At 34.4% G+C, this 16,704-nt stretch carries 14 protein-coding genes and 2 tRNA genes; 5 read left to right on the top strand and 11 right to left on the bottom strand.

Annotated elements, in window-relative coordinates; genetic code table 11:
* The 6 genes from purT to nirB all read right to left on the bottom strand — a co-directional run bounded on the left by purT (position 1) and on the right by nirB (position 7,607).
* Positions 1-1,161: a formate-dependent phosphoribosylglycinamide formyltransferase gene (gene purT, locus GXM16_RS03040; RefSeq protein ID WP_163392586.1), complete on the bottom strand. Its 1,161-nt coding sequence runs from the start codon at positions 1,159-1,161 to the stop codon at positions 1-3.
* A 10-nt stretch (positions 1,162-1,171) separates the two neighbouring features.
* The gene (locus tag GXM16_RS03035; RefSeq protein ID WP_163392584.1) at positions 1,172-1,645 is read right to left on the bottom strand and encodes a hypothetical protein; all 474 of its coding nucleotides are present in this window, start codon (positions 1,643-1,645) and stop codon (positions 1,172-1,174) included.
* Between the two features lie 305 nt (positions 1,646-1,950).
* Positions 1,951-3,771 (bottom strand): sensor histidine kinase, encoded by a 1,821-nt coding sequence (locus GXM16_RS03030; RefSeq protein WP_163392582.1) that lies wholly within the window; start codon positions 3,769-3,771, stop codon positions 1,951-1,953.
* 64 nt (positions 3,772-3,835) lie between these two features.
* Positions 3,836-4,420, bottom strand: coding sequence for a DUF4202 domain-containing protein (locus GXM16_RS03025; RefSeq protein ID WP_163392580.1), 585 nt, complete (start codon positions 4,418-4,420; stop codon positions 3,836-3,838).
* 33 nt (positions 4,421-4,453) lie between these two features.
* Positions 4,454-4,834, bottom strand: coding sequence for a nitrite reductase small subunit NirD (gene nirD, locus GXM16_RS03020; RefSeq protein ID WP_163392577.1), 381 nt, complete (start codon positions 4,832-4,834; stop codon positions 4,454-4,456).
* 256 nt (positions 4,835-5,090) lie between these two features.
* Positions 5,091-7,607 (bottom strand): nitrite reductase large subunit NirB, encoded by a 2,517-nt coding sequence (nirB, locus tag GXM16_RS03015; protein ID WP_163392576.1) that lies wholly within the window; start codon positions 7,605-7,607, stop codon positions 5,091-5,093.
* Positions 7,608-7,868: 261 nt separating this feature from the next.
* Between nirB and GXM16_RS03010 the strand changes: the two genes are divergently transcribed.
* Positions 7,869-8,660: an META domain-containing protein gene (locus GXM16_RS03010; protein WP_163392574.1), complete on the top strand. Its 792-nt coding sequence runs from the start codon at positions 7,869-7,871 to the stop codon at positions 8,658-8,660.
* 60 nt (positions 8,661-8,720) lie between these two features.
* Here GXM16_RS03010 and GXM16_RS03005 read toward each other — a convergent pair whose 3' ends face one another.
* Positions 8,721-9,854 (bottom strand): DegT/DnrJ/EryC1/StrS family aminotransferase, encoded by a 1,134-nt coding sequence (locus tag GXM16_RS03005; protein WP_163392572.1) that lies wholly within the window; start codon positions 9,852-9,854, stop codon positions 8,721-8,723.
* A 136-nt stretch (positions 9,855-9,990) separates the two neighbouring features.
* Here GXM16_RS03005 and GXM16_RS03000 point away from each other — a divergent pair, with 136 nt between their 5' ends.
* The gene (locus tag GXM16_RS03000; protein ID WP_163392570.1) at positions 9,991-11,220 is read left to right on the top strand and encodes a 3-deoxy-D-manno-octulosonic acid transferase; all 1,230 of its coding nucleotides are present in this window, start codon (positions 9,991-9,993) and stop codon (positions 11,218-11,220) included.
* A 349-nt stretch (positions 11,221-11,569) separates the two neighbouring features.
* Entirely contained in the window at positions 11,570-11,794 is a 225-nt protein-coding gene (locus tag GXM16_RS02995) for a PG1828 family lipoprotein (protein ID WP_110348862.1), read from the top strand.
* A gap of 119 nt (positions 11,795-11,913) precedes the next feature.
* Here GXM16_RS02995 and GXM16_RS02990 read toward each other — a convergent pair whose 3' ends face one another.
* The 4 genes from GXM16_RS02990 to mutS all read right to left on the bottom strand — a co-directional run bounded on the left by GXM16_RS02990 (position 11,914) and on the right by mutS (position 15,411).
* Entirely contained in the window at positions 11,914-12,288 is a 375-nt protein-coding gene (locus GXM16_RS02990; protein WP_163392568.1) for a DUF1508 domain-containing protein, read from the bottom strand.
* 126 nt (positions 12,289-12,414) lie between these two features.
* Positions 12,415-12,500, bottom strand: a tRNA-Leu gene (locus GXM16_RS02985).
* Between the two features lie 85 nt (positions 12,501-12,585).
* Positions 12,586-12,658 (bottom strand) — tRNA-Gly (locus tag GXM16_RS02980).
* 146 nt (positions 12,659-12,804) lie between these two features.
* The gene (gene mutS / locus GXM16_RS02975; RefSeq protein WP_163392566.1) at positions 12,805-15,411 is read right to left on the bottom strand and encodes a DNA mismatch repair protein MutS; all 2,607 of its coding nucleotides are present in this window, start codon (positions 15,409-15,411) and stop codon (positions 12,805-12,807) included.
* Positions 15,412-15,571: 160 nt separating this feature from the next.
* On the opposite strand from mutS, the gene GXM16_RS02970 reads away from it, so the two are divergent.
* Positions 15,572-16,003 (top strand): DUF1573 domain-containing protein, encoded by a 432-nt coding sequence (locus GXM16_RS02970; protein ID WP_163392564.1) that lies wholly within the window; start codon positions 15,572-15,574, stop codon positions 16,001-16,003.
* Between the two features lie 74 nt (positions 16,004-16,077).
* Positions 16,078-16,614, top strand: a complete 537-nt coding sequence (locus GXM16_RS02965) for an RNA methyltransferase (protein WP_163392562.1) — start codon at positions 16,078-16,080, stop codon at positions 16,612-16,614.
* Positions 16,615-16,704 lie beyond the last annotated feature (90 nt).

Raw genomic sequence — 16,704 nt, 5'->3', positions numbered from 1 at the left:
TTAAGAATTTACAGTTATTAATTTCGCGGTTTCTTTGGCTCGTTCTGCTACTTCATTGATCGGAGTCGAAAGCGAATCATGACTTAAAACAACACCCATTCTACGATACGGTCTTGATGTTGGTTTTCCAAAAATTCTGAAATCGGTTTTAGGTAAAGCCGCTACTTTTTCGATTCCGGTAAAAGTTGGGCTTTGTGAATTTTCTGAAGCTAAAATTACGGCACTTGCCCCCGCTTTTTCTAAGGTAATTTCGAAAATGGGCAGACTTAAAATTGCTCTCAAGTGCAATTCGAATTCGTTGAAATTCTGCGTTCCGGCTAAAGTTACCATTCCGGTATCGTGCGGACGAGGTGAAAGCTCAGAGAAATAAACACCTTCATTAGTCAGGAAAAATTCAACTCCAAAAAGTCCTGCGCCGCCAAGAGCTTCGGTTATTTTTTCAGCCATATCCTGCGCTTCGTATAAATCTTTTTCTGCAACCAAAGCCGGCTGCCAGCTTTCCTGATAATCCCCTCTTTCCTGTCGGTGTCCGATTGGAGCACAAAACAGCGTTGGATTGTTATTTTGAGTAATCGTTAAAAGTGTAATCTCCGAATGAAAATCTACAAATGCCTCAACAATTACTTCAATTACATCACCACGAGAACCCCCAACAGCATATTCCCAGGCTTTTAAAATGTCTCCCTCTGTTTTTATAGTTGATTGCCCCTTTCCTGACGAAGACATCAAAGGTTTTACCACACAAGGAATTCCGACTTCTCCAACTGCTTTTTGAAGTTCCTCTGCAGATGTTGCGTATTGGTATTTGGCCGTTTTTAAACCTAATTCTTTTGAGGCTAAATCACGAATGGCTTTACGGTTCATCGTAAAGTTTGCCGCTTTCGCTGAAGGAACAACAGTGATTCCCTGCTTTTCGTAATCGTAAAAACGTTCGGTTCTTATTGCTTCTATTTCAGGAACTATAAAGTCTGGATTGTGTTTGGATACAATTCGGTCCAAGGCTTCACCATCGAGCATATTGATGACTTCAAAACCATGTGCGACCTGCATAGCCGGTGCATTTTCGTAACTGTCAACAGCAATTATGGTTTGTCCGATTCGTTGTGCGGCAATGGTGAATTCTTTGCCTAATTCACCTGAACCGAGGAGTAATATTTTCATTTTGTTTGATTTAAAATTGGGTATTTTGGCTTGCTTTTACAATTATTAAACTGCTCAAAAAAGTTAGAATCATTAAAATGGATGATAAAAACAAAATCATCAATAATGAAAATACAATTTGATCTGAAAATTGAGATTGTAAAGGCGCTGAAATTCCATTTATAAATTTCCCGATTATATAAATGATGAAGAAAGTAATAATAAGTTTTGAGCTTACTCTTAAAGAAAACTGAGAACAAGCTTGAAAATAAGCTAATTGATTTAATGAAAAACTGATTTTTTTTGAGGCACTCCAAAAAAGAAAAATAATAAATAGTGGAAACATGATGCCCCAGAATATTGGATTCCAAAACTGACCGAAGTCACATATTTGGATACATAAATCGACAAAAAGGCTTTTGCGAAATATTAAAACTGGAAAAAAAGCGCTCACAAAAATCCCAGCAATAACTGCGTATTCTTGAATGTTATTTTTTGATTCCATTTTAAATTTCTTTTGAGAGTAAAGATAAATAAAATTGGAATTAATCTCGTACAGATTTGGCGAAATGACAAGATTGAGGAAAATTATAAGTCGAATAAATTATATTTTAATAAACGAAAACTTCCCGTTAACCCGTTTGCGTGAGGGATAGCAGTGGAAAGCCCGGAGCCTGACGAAGGAAGTGCGAGGACTTGTAACGGATAGCCCGACCCAGAGGGGCACGCCAAAAAAAAAAAAACCGATATTTCTAAAGTATCGGTCGGTTTTTAGATTAACATTTTATAATTGGCGCATTCCCAAATTAACTAATTTTCTATTTTCGAAATTGGAATATTAAAAGTAACCCTCGTTCCTTCGCCCGGAATTGAATTGAAGAAAACACGGCCATTGATATATTGAATCCTTTCTTTCATGAATAAAAGCCCCATTCCGGATTCGCTGTTTCGTTTTTTGTCTACGCCAGCCATATCAAAACCTTTACCATTATCGTCCACTATAATACTCAACAACGTTTCGCTATGTGAAAGCTGTACTATAATATGTGTTGATTCTGCATATTTAATCGCATTATTAATCGCTTCCTGGGTCAGACGGTAAATATTGATTTCGATTAAGGAGTCCAGTCGCTGGTCAAAATCGGTTTTATTATAGAACAAAATTTCTTTTCCTGTCAGTTTCGAAAGTTCCTGGGTCAGTTTTGAAATTGAAGAAACTATTCCGTGATCGCTTAATTCAGGCGGCATCAAATTAAAAGTTGCGGTACGGACACCTTTTATAATATCTAGTGATAGTTTTTTGAGGTATTCTATTTTCTGTGCAGATTTTTCCTTATCGTCCAGATTAATACTTTCCAGACTGAATTTCAATCCGGTAAGCATCTGTCCAATTCCATCGTGAATTTCTTTGGCTATACGATTTTGTTCATTTTCCTGATTTTCAACAATTTTACTCGAAATAATCTTTTGCTGATTGATTTTTTCAGTACTATTTTCAAGATTTAAACGCTCTACTTCCCGTTGCGCTTTTTTTCGTTCAGTAATATTAAAACAAACGATTAAAAGTTCCAGTTCATCTTTTTTAATCATCACCGGAACCATAGATAAATCAAGCCAAATCGTCTGCTCATCCCGATTAAGAATTTTAATTTCACCCTGCCATCCGCTTCTTTGCTTCTCAAAAATAATACGATCAATATTGAGTTGTTCCTTTTCATCAACCGTTAAGATTTGTGAAAAAGTTTTATTCGAAGAAAATTTGGTATAATTTAAAAGTTTGGCAAATTTTTCACCTACGTGAATGATAGAGCCGTCGGGCGCAATACGGCAATAAAGCAGGGTATTTTCCATCGCATAATTCAGCGATTTCAGCTCTTTTACAGAGTTTTCCTTTATCTCGCTGATGATTTCAGTATCATAAGCAAGTTTCAGGGCTTTCTTTTCAGAAGATAAAAGTTTGGCTATAAGTTTTTCTACCTTTTTGTTGGTCGGTTTAAAGATGAACAAAAATTCTAAAAGCAAAACGAGCAGTGTAAATCCGAAAATCCAATATTCGGTTGTGCGCTGTTCTGTTACTTTTTCATGTGCTTCTTTATCGTATTGAGTTACAATTTCATTCATTTTCGAGAGAAAGATTCCTTCGTTTTTTAGAATTTTCTGTACCAGTTTCTGATTATCAGAAGTATCATTTTTTTGTTCTAAATTTAAAAGAAACAGATTCACCGATTCCACTATAGTATTGAAACTCGGTTTTATTTCTGCATATAATTTAGAGAGTTCTTCACTTTTTTCCTGAGGAAAAGCAAGGCTGTCACTGCCATTTTCTAATGCATCCTGATTGATTTTCCAAAGGGACAGAACATTTCGAACATGGGCAATTTCTTTTTTGGGAGAAGCGTCAGAAACAAAATTTAAAATTAAAATTTCTTTCGTAATTCTTTGGCTCAACATCCTTTGTTTTCCGGAAATATTGATGATTTTAGAATCGCTAAGCTGTTGCTTTAAATTGTACTGAATCAAAAGCTGACTTAAAATAATGGTTACGGCGATAGTCCAGAGTGCAAAAAAATACAAACGACGTAAATTTTTGAAGGTAATTTTCTCTGCAACTTCCTGACTGCCCTTTTTCATTCGAAGATACTATTTGTTTTTTATCGGAAAATGGAATTTGCTTTCGCTCATTAAAAAATCAGATTTATAGTCCCAAAGATGCTTTTATCAAGTTCAAATTTTCTTCAGAATAATTGATTTTTAAGGCTTCCTGATGTCCTTTTTCAGACATTTTATCCCAGGTTTTTTTAATGATGTTTTTTAGTTTTTCATCATCATGTTTTTCGACAAAAGGCTCTAAATAGTAATCCAAAAATACCAGACAAATTACATCTTCCAGTAATTGGGTTTCAGCATCTTTTTTAAGTAATTTTTTCTCAATTAAAAAGGAAACACGGTCAATAAAGCTTTGCTCATACCCTGCTCTTTCGAGAATTTCTGCAGTAGTTTTAGCATGAAATTTTTTTAAATCTTCCCGCCATCTTAAATATCCTACGCGATCCATTGGATACGATTCGCGGGCAACTTTCCATCGGCAGATATGCTGTGCTTTTGAAGCAATCTGTACTTCTTCCGAAGCTTCAGGACAAAACTGCATCAGCTTTTTATACATCCTGTTTGAGTATAAAAGCTCTTTTGGATATTCGATATTCTGATCTGTTTCTATATTCGGATCCTGAGCATTTTCGGCGTCAATCCACTCGCTTGCTTTCTGAAAAGGTGTATTCATTATTGTTGAAAATATATTTTCAAATATACGTAATTAATCTAAAAAGCCAACGAATACTTCGTCTTCGACAATCTTAATCGGATAGGTTGCAATTTTCAAATCATCATCACCATTCAGGTTAGAACCATCTACTAATGAAAATGTTTTTTTGTGCATTGGGCAGGCAATTTTAGGAATATCTTCTGTAGAACCTGTCATTCCTCTTGACAATACCATTTCCATTTTATGAGGACAGGCATTTTGACAAGCATACCATTCATTTCGGCGGGCAAAATTGAAAATAGCTATTTGTTTATTTTTGTATTTGATGCAACCGCCACGGTTAGTTGGAAAATCACTCACATTCCCGGCTTTGAACCATATTTTGGCATCATTTGGATGCACAGTTTCGTATTGGTTTAAAATTTCTTCCATTTTGGTTGTATATTTATAATCTGTATTCTTATCCCTCTTTTTACAATCAAGAGAGTTTGATGGCGCAGTAAAAAAGAGGGTAAGAGGACAGCAATCGTTAATTCTATTTTTTAAACTTTTTTAAACACATCGAAACATAGATTTTAATTCTCGGAAAAGGAACTCAAAAGAAAGTGGTTTCTGATACATAGCTATTTGTATAATAAATGTCTTTTTTGAGTTTATAAAATCTATGTTTCAATGTGTTAAATATTAATTATGACCAGGCTTTTGGCATTTTTTGATCTCTTAAGGGAACGAAAGCAATGTTATCATCTTTTTCATCCGAGTTCACGAAGTGACTGAAACGTTTCAGTAATCTTGGTTTTTCAAGAACCTGTTTCCACTCACATTCAAATGTATTTACCAAAGTCTGCATTTCAGTTTCTAAAGTTTCGCAAATACCTAAACTATCTTCGATAATTACTTCTTTTAAGTAATCTAAACCTCCATCCAGCTTTTCAAGCCAGGTTGATGTTCTGATTAGCGGACCGGCAGTACGGATATAGTACATTAAAAATCGGTCCATATATTTAATAACTGTTTCTTTATCAATTTGCTCTGCAAGTAAAACTGCATGTTTTGGGTTGGCTCCACCATTACCGCAGATGTATAAGTTCCATCCTCCTTCAACAGCAATTAATCCGAAATCTTTACCTCTTGCTTCTGCACATTCACGGATACAAGCTGAAACTCCTCCTTTTAATTTGTGTGGAGAACGGATTCCTTTGTATCTGTTTTCAAGTTCGATGGCGAAACCGGCACTGTCATCCATTCCGTAACGGCACCATGCATTTCCAACACAGCTTTTTACAGCTCTAAGAGATTTTCCGTAAGCGTGACCACTTTCAAATCCGTTATCAATTAAAACTTTCCAGATTTTAGGAAGATCATCTAAGTGTGCTCCAAATAAGTCAACACGCTGTGCTCCTGTTATTTTGGTGTATAAATCAAATTGTTTGGCAACTTCTCCAATTACGATTAATTTCTCAGCGGTAATTTCTCCTCCGGCAACCCTTGGCACTACAGAATACGTTCCGTTACGTTGAATATTTGCAAGGAATCTATCGTTGGTATCTTGTGTTGTTAAATGTTTATTTGCAGTATCATTATAAATACTCGAGAAAATTGAAGCTATTACAGGCTTACAAATCTCACAGCCATCGCCTTTTCCATGGTGATCAAGTACATCGTAAAAATTCTCGTATTTATTGATTTTAACTAAATCAAATAATTCCTGACGTGTATGCTGAAAATGCTCACAGATAACATCTTTCACTTCTTTACCCATCGATTTCTGAGCCGCTTTTACAAGATCAGAAACCATTGGCTTACATCCTCCACAGCCTGAAGTCGCTTTAGTAAGCTTAACAACATCTGAAAGATTAGAACAGGTTTCATCTAAAATAGAACAGCAGATGGCACCTTTTGTAACATTTTCACAAGAACAGATTACAGCAGTATCCGGTAAATCCATTACACCTACAGCTGAACTTTCAGAACCGTCTCTGGATCCTAAAATCAAATCTTCAGGATTTTTAGGTAAGGCCATTCCATTGTTGTAAATCTGGAAAAGCGAATTATAATCACTTGAATCACCCACTAAGATTCCGCCTAACAAAGTTTTAGAATCTTTAGTTACATTAATTCTTTTATAAATTCCTGATAATTTATTTTCATAAATAATAGCGGTTACCTCATCATTTTCAATAAAAGGATCACCAAAACTCGCAACTTCAACACCAATTAATTTCAATTGTGTCGACATATCGATGGTTTCTCTCATGGTTTTAGATTCAGAACCATTTAAGATTTGCTCTGCAGCAACATCGGCCATTTCATAACCCGGAGCTACAAGACCATAAATATTTTGATTATAAAGAGCCACCTCACCGATAGCAAAAATAGAAGGATCTGATGTTTGCATTTGATTGTTTACCACAACCCCTCCGCGTAAACCAACTTCAAGTCCCGAAACTCTAGCCAGTTCATCTCGCGGTTTAATTCCGGCAGATATAACCAACATGTCTACTTTTAACAATTCATCATCAGCAAACATCATTCCCGTTATACTCTCTTTTCCATCGATATATTGTGTTGCTTTATTAAGATGAATTCCAATATTCAACTCTTCAATTTTAGACTGCAGCATATCACTCGCCCCTTTATCCAATTGTCTTGGCATCAAACGAGGCGCAAACTCCACAACATGCGGATTTAATCCTAAATCACGAACCGCTTTTGCAGCTTCAAGACCTAACAAACCTCCACCTAATACAGCAGCTTCGGTAGCGCCTTTTTGCTTTATTTTTTTAGCATAAGCCATAATTGCATCCAAATCCTCAATGGTACGATATACAAAAACGCCTTCTTTTTCTACTCCGTCAATTGGAGGAACAAAAGCTGACGATCCGGTAGCAAGGACTAAGTAGTCGTACTTATGCGTTTTTTCTAAATGCGTGTGGATTGTTTTTTCTTCTCTGTTAATATCAGTAACTAACTCTGAAGTATTTAAAGTAATATTATTTTCCACGTACCATTCACTTGTTGACAATGACAAATCATCAGCCGTCTTCCCTCCAAAGTATTCACTTAAGTGAACACGATCATAAGCGCGTCTTGGCTCTTCACCAAATACTGTAATCTGATACTTTTCCTGTCCCGATTTCGCTATAAATTTTTCACAGAATTTATAACCTACCATTCCGTTTCCAACTACTATTACTTTAATCATGATTTCTTTAATTAAGTATTACTACGCAAATATAAGTATTTATACTTATACAAAATACTTATTTACGTATTTTTTTTCTTAAATAGAATTCTTCTAAATACGTAGTTTCCCTTAATACTAATAAGTACAGGCTACATAAACGCTAACTCATTGTTAACAAGCTTCTTTATCTGTACTATTTTCCTTAAATTTAAGTATAACATATTCATTATTATCCTAACAGAGCATCCGAAAGCTATGTTTAATTCTAAAATATCTGACATGAAAAAATACTTAATGTTACTTATTATAGTTACTTTAGCATATAGCTGTAAATCTATAAGTGCTACAAATTCAAACACTAAAAAAAACAATAGCAAATCCATCTCAGAGAACAAATCTGAAGAAGACAATACCACTTATTTTAAAGCAACCGGAAATGAACCTTTTTGGGAATTAAAAATTGGTAAAGAGCAAATTATTTTCACCTCTTTGATTAAAGGAAAAGAAAGTATTGCTTTTGCAACGGCCAAACCAATCAGAGCTATGGATGCTAATGTAAAAACATACAAAGTAAAAAACGAAAAGTCCAGTGCTGTGATTTCTATTCAACAAATTGAATGTCAAAACTCAATGTCCGGAATAATTTCACCTTATAAAGTTTCTCTTGAAATTAAAAACAATACAGATTCTAATACTCAAAAAATTGAAGGTTGCGGAAAATACATTACGGATTATCGATTACATGACATTTGGGTTTTGGAAGAACTAAACGGATTTAAAGTTTTTATTACTGATTTTCAGAAAGAACTACCACGAATCGAAATTCACGCAGAAGAAAACAAATTTATGGGATTTGGAGGCTGTAACTCAATTAGCGGAAGTTTATTTTTCGAAAATGACTTACTTAGATTCAACAATATAACCTCTACTTTAATGGCTTGCCCGGAAAACAATAAAGAAGATAAATTTGTAAAAACACTTCAAAACACGACTAGTTATTCAATTAAAAACAACCGATTAACACTTTCTAATCCGTCGGGAAAACTTGTGGTTTTTAAGAAAGTAGATTAAAAACGAAAACCCAAATCATCAAAAATTGACAATTTGGGTTTGAATATATTTTAAACTCAATTATTTATTCAAAAATTCTAAAACAGCATCTGTAATAAATTTAATTTGCTCATCGTCAAGTTCAGTATGAATTGGCAATGCAATAACTTCTTTTACTAATTGATTAGTTACAGGAAACTGCTCTTCCTTATAACGGGAATCAACATACGCTTTCTGAGAATGCAACGGAATTGGATAATAAATTGCACACGGAATTCCTTTATCCAATAAATACTGCATCAATGCATTTCTGTCTGCATCAATAATTCTTAAAACATATTGATGAAAAACGTGATCATTTTCATTCGGATCAAATTCCGGTGTAATGATACTTTTATTTCCCGCAAAAGCAGCATTATATTTAGAAGCAGCCAAACGTCGAGCTGCATTATACTCATCCAAAAGTGGTAATTTTGCATTTAAAACCCCTGCCTGAATACTATCTAAACGCGAATTAACCCCAACAACATCATGGTGATAACGCTCATACATTCCGTGATTTACGATTCCGCGGATAATGTGTGCCAATTTATCATCGTTAGTAAAAATCGCGCCGCCATCTCCATAACAGCCTAAATTCTTAGACGGAAAAAAAGATGTTGCCGCAACGTGACCAATAACCCCTACTTTGCTTTTTACGCCTGATTTAGAAATATAATCAGCACCAATTGCCTGTGCATTATCTTCAATTACATACAAATTATGTTCTGACGCAATTTCCATAATCGCATCCATATTAGCAGCGCGCCCGAATAAATGAACCGGTACAATTGCTTTTGTTCTTGGTGTGATAGCTTTTTTAACAGCGTCAATATCGATATTCATATTATGCAGATCAACATCTACCAAAACCGGCGTTAATTGTAACAAAGCAATAACTTCAACAGTTGCTGCAAATGTAAAATCAGCCGTAATAACTTCATCCCCTGGTTTTAAATCTAATCCCATCATCGCAATTTGCAAAGCATCAGTTCCATTCGCACAAGGAATAACATGTTTTGCACCTAAATAATCTTCAAGATTTTTTTGAAACTGATGAACCAAAGGTCCGTTTATATAAGTATTTGTATCTAAAACTTCCTGAATTGAAGCATCAACAGTAGCTTTTATTTTTTCGTATTGACTTTTTAAGTCAACCATTTGAATTTTTTTCATTTATCTTTCTTATTTTATATCTGAAGATTCGGATTTACATCAAAATCTTTAAAACGAAAAGCAAAAATAGTTATTTAATACCTTCAAACAATGAAAATAATCGAAAGAAACGTAATTTAGCCCCAAATTTAAACAGATGCTTTTTCTATACAATTTAGTCGTTTTACTTGCTGCTTTTTTTCTTAAAATAGTAGCGCTTTTCAGTTCAAAAATTAAACTTTTTGTCGATGGCCGAAAAAATGTTTTTTCCAATTTAGAAGAAAAAATCAAACTGGAAGACAAAACAATCTGGTTTCACTCAGCTTCATTAGGCGAATACGAACAAGGCCTCCCGGTAATTGAAAAAATCAAAGAAAAATACCCTTCACACAAAATCATTGTTACGTTTTTTTCTCCTTCGGGTTATGAAGTCCGCAAAAACAATAATGTCGCCGATATAACAATTTACCTTCCTCTGGATACTAAAGGCAATGCAAAACGATTTTTAAAATTAGTTCATCCTGAAATGGTCTTTTTTATTAAATATGAGTTTTGGCTTAATTATCTGGAAGAATTGAAAAAACAAAAAACACCTGTTTATTTAGTTTCCGGTATTTTTAGAAACGGCCAGATGTTCTTTAAATGGTATGGTGGATTTTACAGAAAGGCATTAAAAACTTTTACTTATTTTTTTGTTCAGAATGAAGACTCCAAAACAAAAATTGAATCTATAGGATTTCACAATGTAATTGTTTCTGGAGACACTCGTTTCGATCGTGTAAATGCGATTTTAGACCGTGATAATTCCCTTGACTTTATTGAAACTTTCAAAAACAACCAGCCGCTGATTGTAATTGGAAGTTCCTGGCCAAAAGACGAAGCTTTATTAGCTGAATATATCAATCAGGCTTCTTCAACTGTAAAATTTATTATTGCCCCACATAATATTAAGACAGAGCAAATTGAAAATCTAAAAAACGCCATTACAAAAAAAACAGTTATATTTTCTGAAAAAGAAAACAAAATTTTAGCCGATTACAATGTTTTCATAATTGACACAGTTGGCTTATTAACCAAAATTTACAGCTATGGAACTATCGCTTATGTAGGCGGTGGCTTTGGCAATCCAGGCATTCACAATATTTTAGAGCCGGCAACCTTTGGAATCCCAATTGTTATCGGTCCCAATTATTCGAAATTTGCAGAAGCTATTGAATTAGTAAACCTTGGAGGTTGTATCGTAATTTCCAACAAGGAAGAATTAAAACAAATGTTTGATCGTTTTCTTTCTGATAAAGGTTTTCTTAATGAAAAAGGAGAAATTTGCAAATCCTATATTCAGAACAACAAAGGAGCAACAGACACCATTATCACAACCATCTCATAGACGTTAAAGCCAAAAATATTCATTTTTCTACCTTCAGATTCTCTAAAAAAATTAAAATCACATACCAACAACATTTTCTGAACTCAAAAATAATAAGTAAAAACCAAGACAAACCACAAGTAACTAAATCAAAATCACTAAATCTTTTTTGAATATTCAATGAAAAACAAAATTTTCAAAAAATACAACAATATAACTCGTTTTGTCAGTTTTGGCATATTAATTGATAAGTAAGAACATCGAGTGACAAAGGAAAATATTTTAAAAAAAAAATAAAAAAATATTTTACATATTAAAAAATTTATATCTTTGCCTCGAATTAATAATTAACCTTTTATAATAAAGTAAGATGAAAAAAGTATTTTTAAGTTTAGCTGTTGTTGCTGTTTTAACTGTTGTATCTTGTAAAAAAGCTGACGCTGCAGCTACTGAAACTGTAGATTCTACTGCAGTTACTGTTGATTCTGCTGCTGCTGTAGTTGATTCTGCTGCTGCTGTAGTTGATTCTGCTGCTACAACTGTTGATTCTGCTGCTGCAAAAGTAGAAGAAGCTGCTAAAGAAGTAAAAAAATAATTAGAACCTAAGTTCTAACATTTTTAAAACCATCCTTGAGATGGTTTTTTTTTGTGCTATAAAATTTCATTTTATCATTTACAATAAAAAAGCGTTTTAAAAATTCACAATCACTTTTTTCACTCCTCAGCCTCCTCCATCACCACCTCATCTTCAAAAATCGATTCATTTGAAGAAAAATCCAAAATCTCTGCTCTTGAAGCATACATAACAATCTCTTTTATCCCTTTCTGCAAAAGCAACTCTGTAGTGTATTTACGGCTTGTTGCAAAATGAACCTCACCCAGCATTAGCTTAAAGAAATATTTCCCTCCAGAGCCCTTAAATTTCAAAAATTTAGCCTGCTCAATATTCACTTTAAATTTCTCAATATCCTCTTCACATTCAAATTTCAGCTCATAACTCAAACTAGTAAATATCACTTTCCCTTTCCTGGAAGTAAATACAAATTTATACTCATCATTAAATCGCCTGCTAACTACAAAAGCACCCATTTGAATTTTAGATTTTAGATTGTTTATTTCAGAATTCTTAGATTCTTTTAAAACAAATTTCTACAAAATTTATTTTAACCTCAGTTCACACCATAAAAAAAGCCTCTTCAAAAGAAGAGGCTTTAGTACTCAGAGCGGGACTTGAACCCGCACGAACATTGCTGTTCACTGGATTTTAAGTCCAGCGTGTCTACCAATTTCACCATCCGAGCAATTATACTTTTAGATATTTTTTTAGCTAATTTTTTTAAAAAAAATTAAATAATCAAAATACCATCAGAGCATTATATGGTTTTGAGCGAAAAACGGGGCTCGAACCCGCGACCTCGACCTTGGCAAGGTCGCGCTCTACCAACTGAGCTATTTTCGCGTTTCAAATTTTACTAAGAACTACAACACTTTGTTCTGTATTGCGAGTGCAAATTTAGGACATTTATTCAATTAAACAAGCCTTTTTCGAAAAAAAATCACACTTATTTTATAACTTTCTGATAACCTAAACTTTAAATCTGAAATTTATTTCTTAACCAGCATTCGCTTAATCTCATTCAGCTTCATTAATGCTTCAACCGGAGTAATCGCATTTATATCAAGACTCATAATCTCTTCTTTTATCTCTTCCAATAAAGGATCATCCAGATTAAAGAAACTCATCTGCATTTCATCATTTGCAGATTTGATTCCATTTAAGGCATCACTGGAATGGTTCTTCTCCAGTTTTTTTAGTAATTTTTGAGCCTTTGAGATAACCAGCTGTGGCATACCTGCCATTTTTGCCACATGAATACCAAAACTATGGGCACTTCCTCCTTTTACCAGTTTACGAATAAAAAGAACTGTATCTTTTAACTCTTTCACAGCCACATTATGATTTTGAATTCTTGGTAACGATTCCGTCATTTCATTTAATTCATGATAATGTGTTGCAAACAATGTTTTCGCTCTTCCGGGATGCTCATGCAAAAATTCGGCAATAGCCCAGGCAATCGAAATTCCGTCATAAGTACTCGTTCCGCGCCCGATTTCATCCAATAAAACCAAACTTCTGTCTGAAATATTATTCAAAATAGAAGCGGTTTCATTCATCTCTACCATGAAAGTAGATTCCCCCATAGAAATATTATCCGAAGCCCCTACTCTGGTAAAAATTTTATCCACAATTCCCATTCTCACACTATCAGCCGGTACAAAGCTTCCCATTTGAGCCAAAAGCACTATCAGGGCTGTTTGCCTTAAAATAGCTGACTTACCAGACATATTCGGCCCTGTAATCATGATAATCTGCTGCACTTCCCTATCCAGATAAACATCATTTGCAATATAAGGAGTACCAACGGGTAATTGTTTCTCAATTACAGGATGCCTTCCATTTTTGATATCCAATTCGAACGTATCATCAATTTCAGGACATACGTACTGATTTTCGACAGCCAGCTGCGTAAATGAGCACAAACAATCCAACTGTGCCACCAAATATGCATTCATTTGAACCGGCTTGATGTAAGTTGCAATCCACGCTACCAATTGCTCAAAAAGATCGGTTTCAATTTTATGGATTCTTTCTTCGGCACCTAAAATTTTTGTTTCGTATTCTTTTAATTCTTCGGTAATATAACGTTCGGCATTTACCAAAGTCTGTTTGCGAATCCACTCTTCCGGCACTTTATCTTTGTGTGTGTTTCGCACTTCAATATAATAGCCAAAAACATTATTGAAAGAAATTTTTAAAGACGAGATTCCCGTTCTTTCTGACTCTCTTTTTTCAATACCCTCCAAAAACTCTTTTCCTGAAGTTGAAATAGCACGCAGCTCATCTAACTCTTCACTAATACCTTTTGCAATGGCATTACCTTTTGCAATCGCAACAGGCGCATCCTGATTTAATGTGACTTTAATTTTTTCTCTCAATAAATCACATGCATGTAAGCTATCCCCAATAACTTTCACAGCTTCCTGCGGACTTTCTAGTGCCAAGGTTTTAATTGGAATAATAGCATCCAAAGATTCTCTTAAATACACAATTTCACGAGGCGAAACTTTCCCTGCAGCGATTTTAGAAATCAAACGTTCCAGATCTGAAATTTGTTTGATCTGATATTGAATATTATGAAGAATTTCAGGATTTGACTTTAGATATGAAACGACATCATGACGTCCTTTAATTTTATTAGCATCTTTTAATGGAAGAGCCAGCCATCGCTTCAACAATCTGCCTCCCATTGGCGAAAGCGTACGATCTATAACATCCAAAAGGGTTACTGCATTTGGATTATAACTGTGATATAATTCTAAGTTTCGGATTGTAAAACGGTCCATCCATACATAAGCGTCCTCTGCAATACGCTGGATTGCCGTTATGTGCTGCACCCTGTTATGCTGTGTTTCGGACAAATAATATAAAATAGCCCCTGAAGCAATAATTCCTTCTTTCAGTTCCTCTACACCAAAACCTTTTAAAGAAACGGTCTGAAAATGTTTGGTTAAAGTTTCTAATGCATAATCTTCTTTATATATCCAGTCTTCAAGATAAAAACTGTGAAAATCATCCCCAAAAGCATCCTTAAACTCTGTTTTACAGGTTTTAGGAACAAGCACTTCACTTGGATTAAAGTTCTGCAACAATTTATCTATGTATTCGGCATTACCCTGAGCGGTTAAAAATTCTCCGGTTGAAACATCCAAAAATGAAACTCCTATATTTTTATTGGCAAAATAAACCGATGCCAAAAAGTTATTTGTTTTAGACTGTAAAACCTCATCGTTTAAAGAAACTCCGGGCGTGACTAATTCAGTTACGCCACGTTTAACGATCGTTTTGGTCATTTTAGGATCTTCCAGCTGATCACAAATCGCAACACGAAGTCCTGCTTTTACTAATTTAGGCAGGTAGGTATTAATTGAATGATGCGGAAAACCAGCCAGAGCAGTTTCTGTATCAGAACCCGCTCCTCTTTTGGTCAATGTTATACCCAGAATTTTAGAGGCCCTGATGGCATCTTCTCCAAAGGTTTCATAAAAATCTCCTACTCTGAAAAGCAAACATGCATCAGGATATTTCCTCTTGATTTCATTATACTGTTTCATCAAAGGTGTTTCTTTCACCACTTTCTCTTTCGCTGCCAAATTAGTATGTTTATTAAATGAAAATTGTGACAGCGAATTTATAATATTTTGAAGGAATATCGAAGAGCTTCAAAAATTAAAATATTTTAAGGATTTTTTAAGTTGACATTTGAGAATTTTACATAGATTTGTTCATCATTAAAACAAAGACTCTTAAAAGATGAAAAAAATAATTTTATTTGCTATGTTGGCTGTAGCAGGAATTACAGCTTCTAATGCTCAAAGTACTAAAAAAGCTACTACAACTAAAGCTGCTAAAGTTCAGGGAGCCGGAATGGTTTTTGAAAACGAGACTATTGATTACGGAACTATTGCTCACAATGCAGATGGTAATCGTCAGTTTGTTTTTGTAAACAACGGGACAAAGCCATTAATTATTACTAATGCTACCGGATCTTGTGGTTGTACTGTACCAACAACACCAAAAGAGCCGATTGCTCCTGGAGCCAAAGGTGTTATTGGTGTAAAATATGCTACTGACAGAGTTGGTGCATTTACAAAAACGGTAACAGTTACTTCTAATGCAGAAGGTCAGCCTACAAAAACATTAACTATTAAAGGTACTGTTTTACCGGATCCTGTAAAAAGCTAATCTGAAAACAATAAAATAATCGAAAAAGCTTCCTTATCTTTGGAAGCTTTTTTTATGACCTGAATTCAACCCAAATGAGAAAACTTGAAAATAGTGAACTGGACAGAAAATCAATTGACGATTTTAAAAAATCAGAGAAAACACCGCTGATTTTGGTGTTAGACGATATTCGTAGCTTACATAATATAGGATCCGTATTTAGAACTGCCGATGCATTTTTGGTTGAGAAAATAATTTTATGCGGCATAACAGCCACTCCTCCAAATAAAGAAATTCATAAAACAGCTCTTGGCGCCACCGAAACCGTTGCCTGGGAACATCATGAAAATGTTCTGGAAGTTATTAAAAACTTAAAAAAAGAAAACGTAGAAACTCTTGCGATCGAGCAGGTTGAAAGTGCTATTTTTCTTCAGGATTTTAAAGTTGAGAAAAATAAGAAATATGCATTAGTTTTCGGCAATGAAGTATATGGTGTTGCTCAGGAAGCCGTAGCTGTTTGCGACGGCTGTATCGAAATTCCGCAACTCGGAACTAAACATTCTTTGAACATTGCCGTTAGTGCAGGGATAGTCGTTTGGGATTTATTCAAAAAAATCAGCTTTAATTTATAATACATATAAAAATTACCATTATTTAAACAAAAAAGTCTATTCATAGCATTTATTTCACAATTCTCTTAAGTACTTTTACTAAAAGAGTTT

The organism is Flavobacterium limi, from assembly GCF_010645075.1.
In the GTDB taxonomy this organism is placed as follows: Bacteria; Bacteroidota; Bacteroidia; order Flavobacteriales; family Flavobacteriaceae; genus Flavobacterium; species Flavobacterium limi.
The sequence above is the reverse complement of the archived record's forward strand: the minus strand, read 5'-3'. Positions and strand labels throughout refer to the sequence as shown.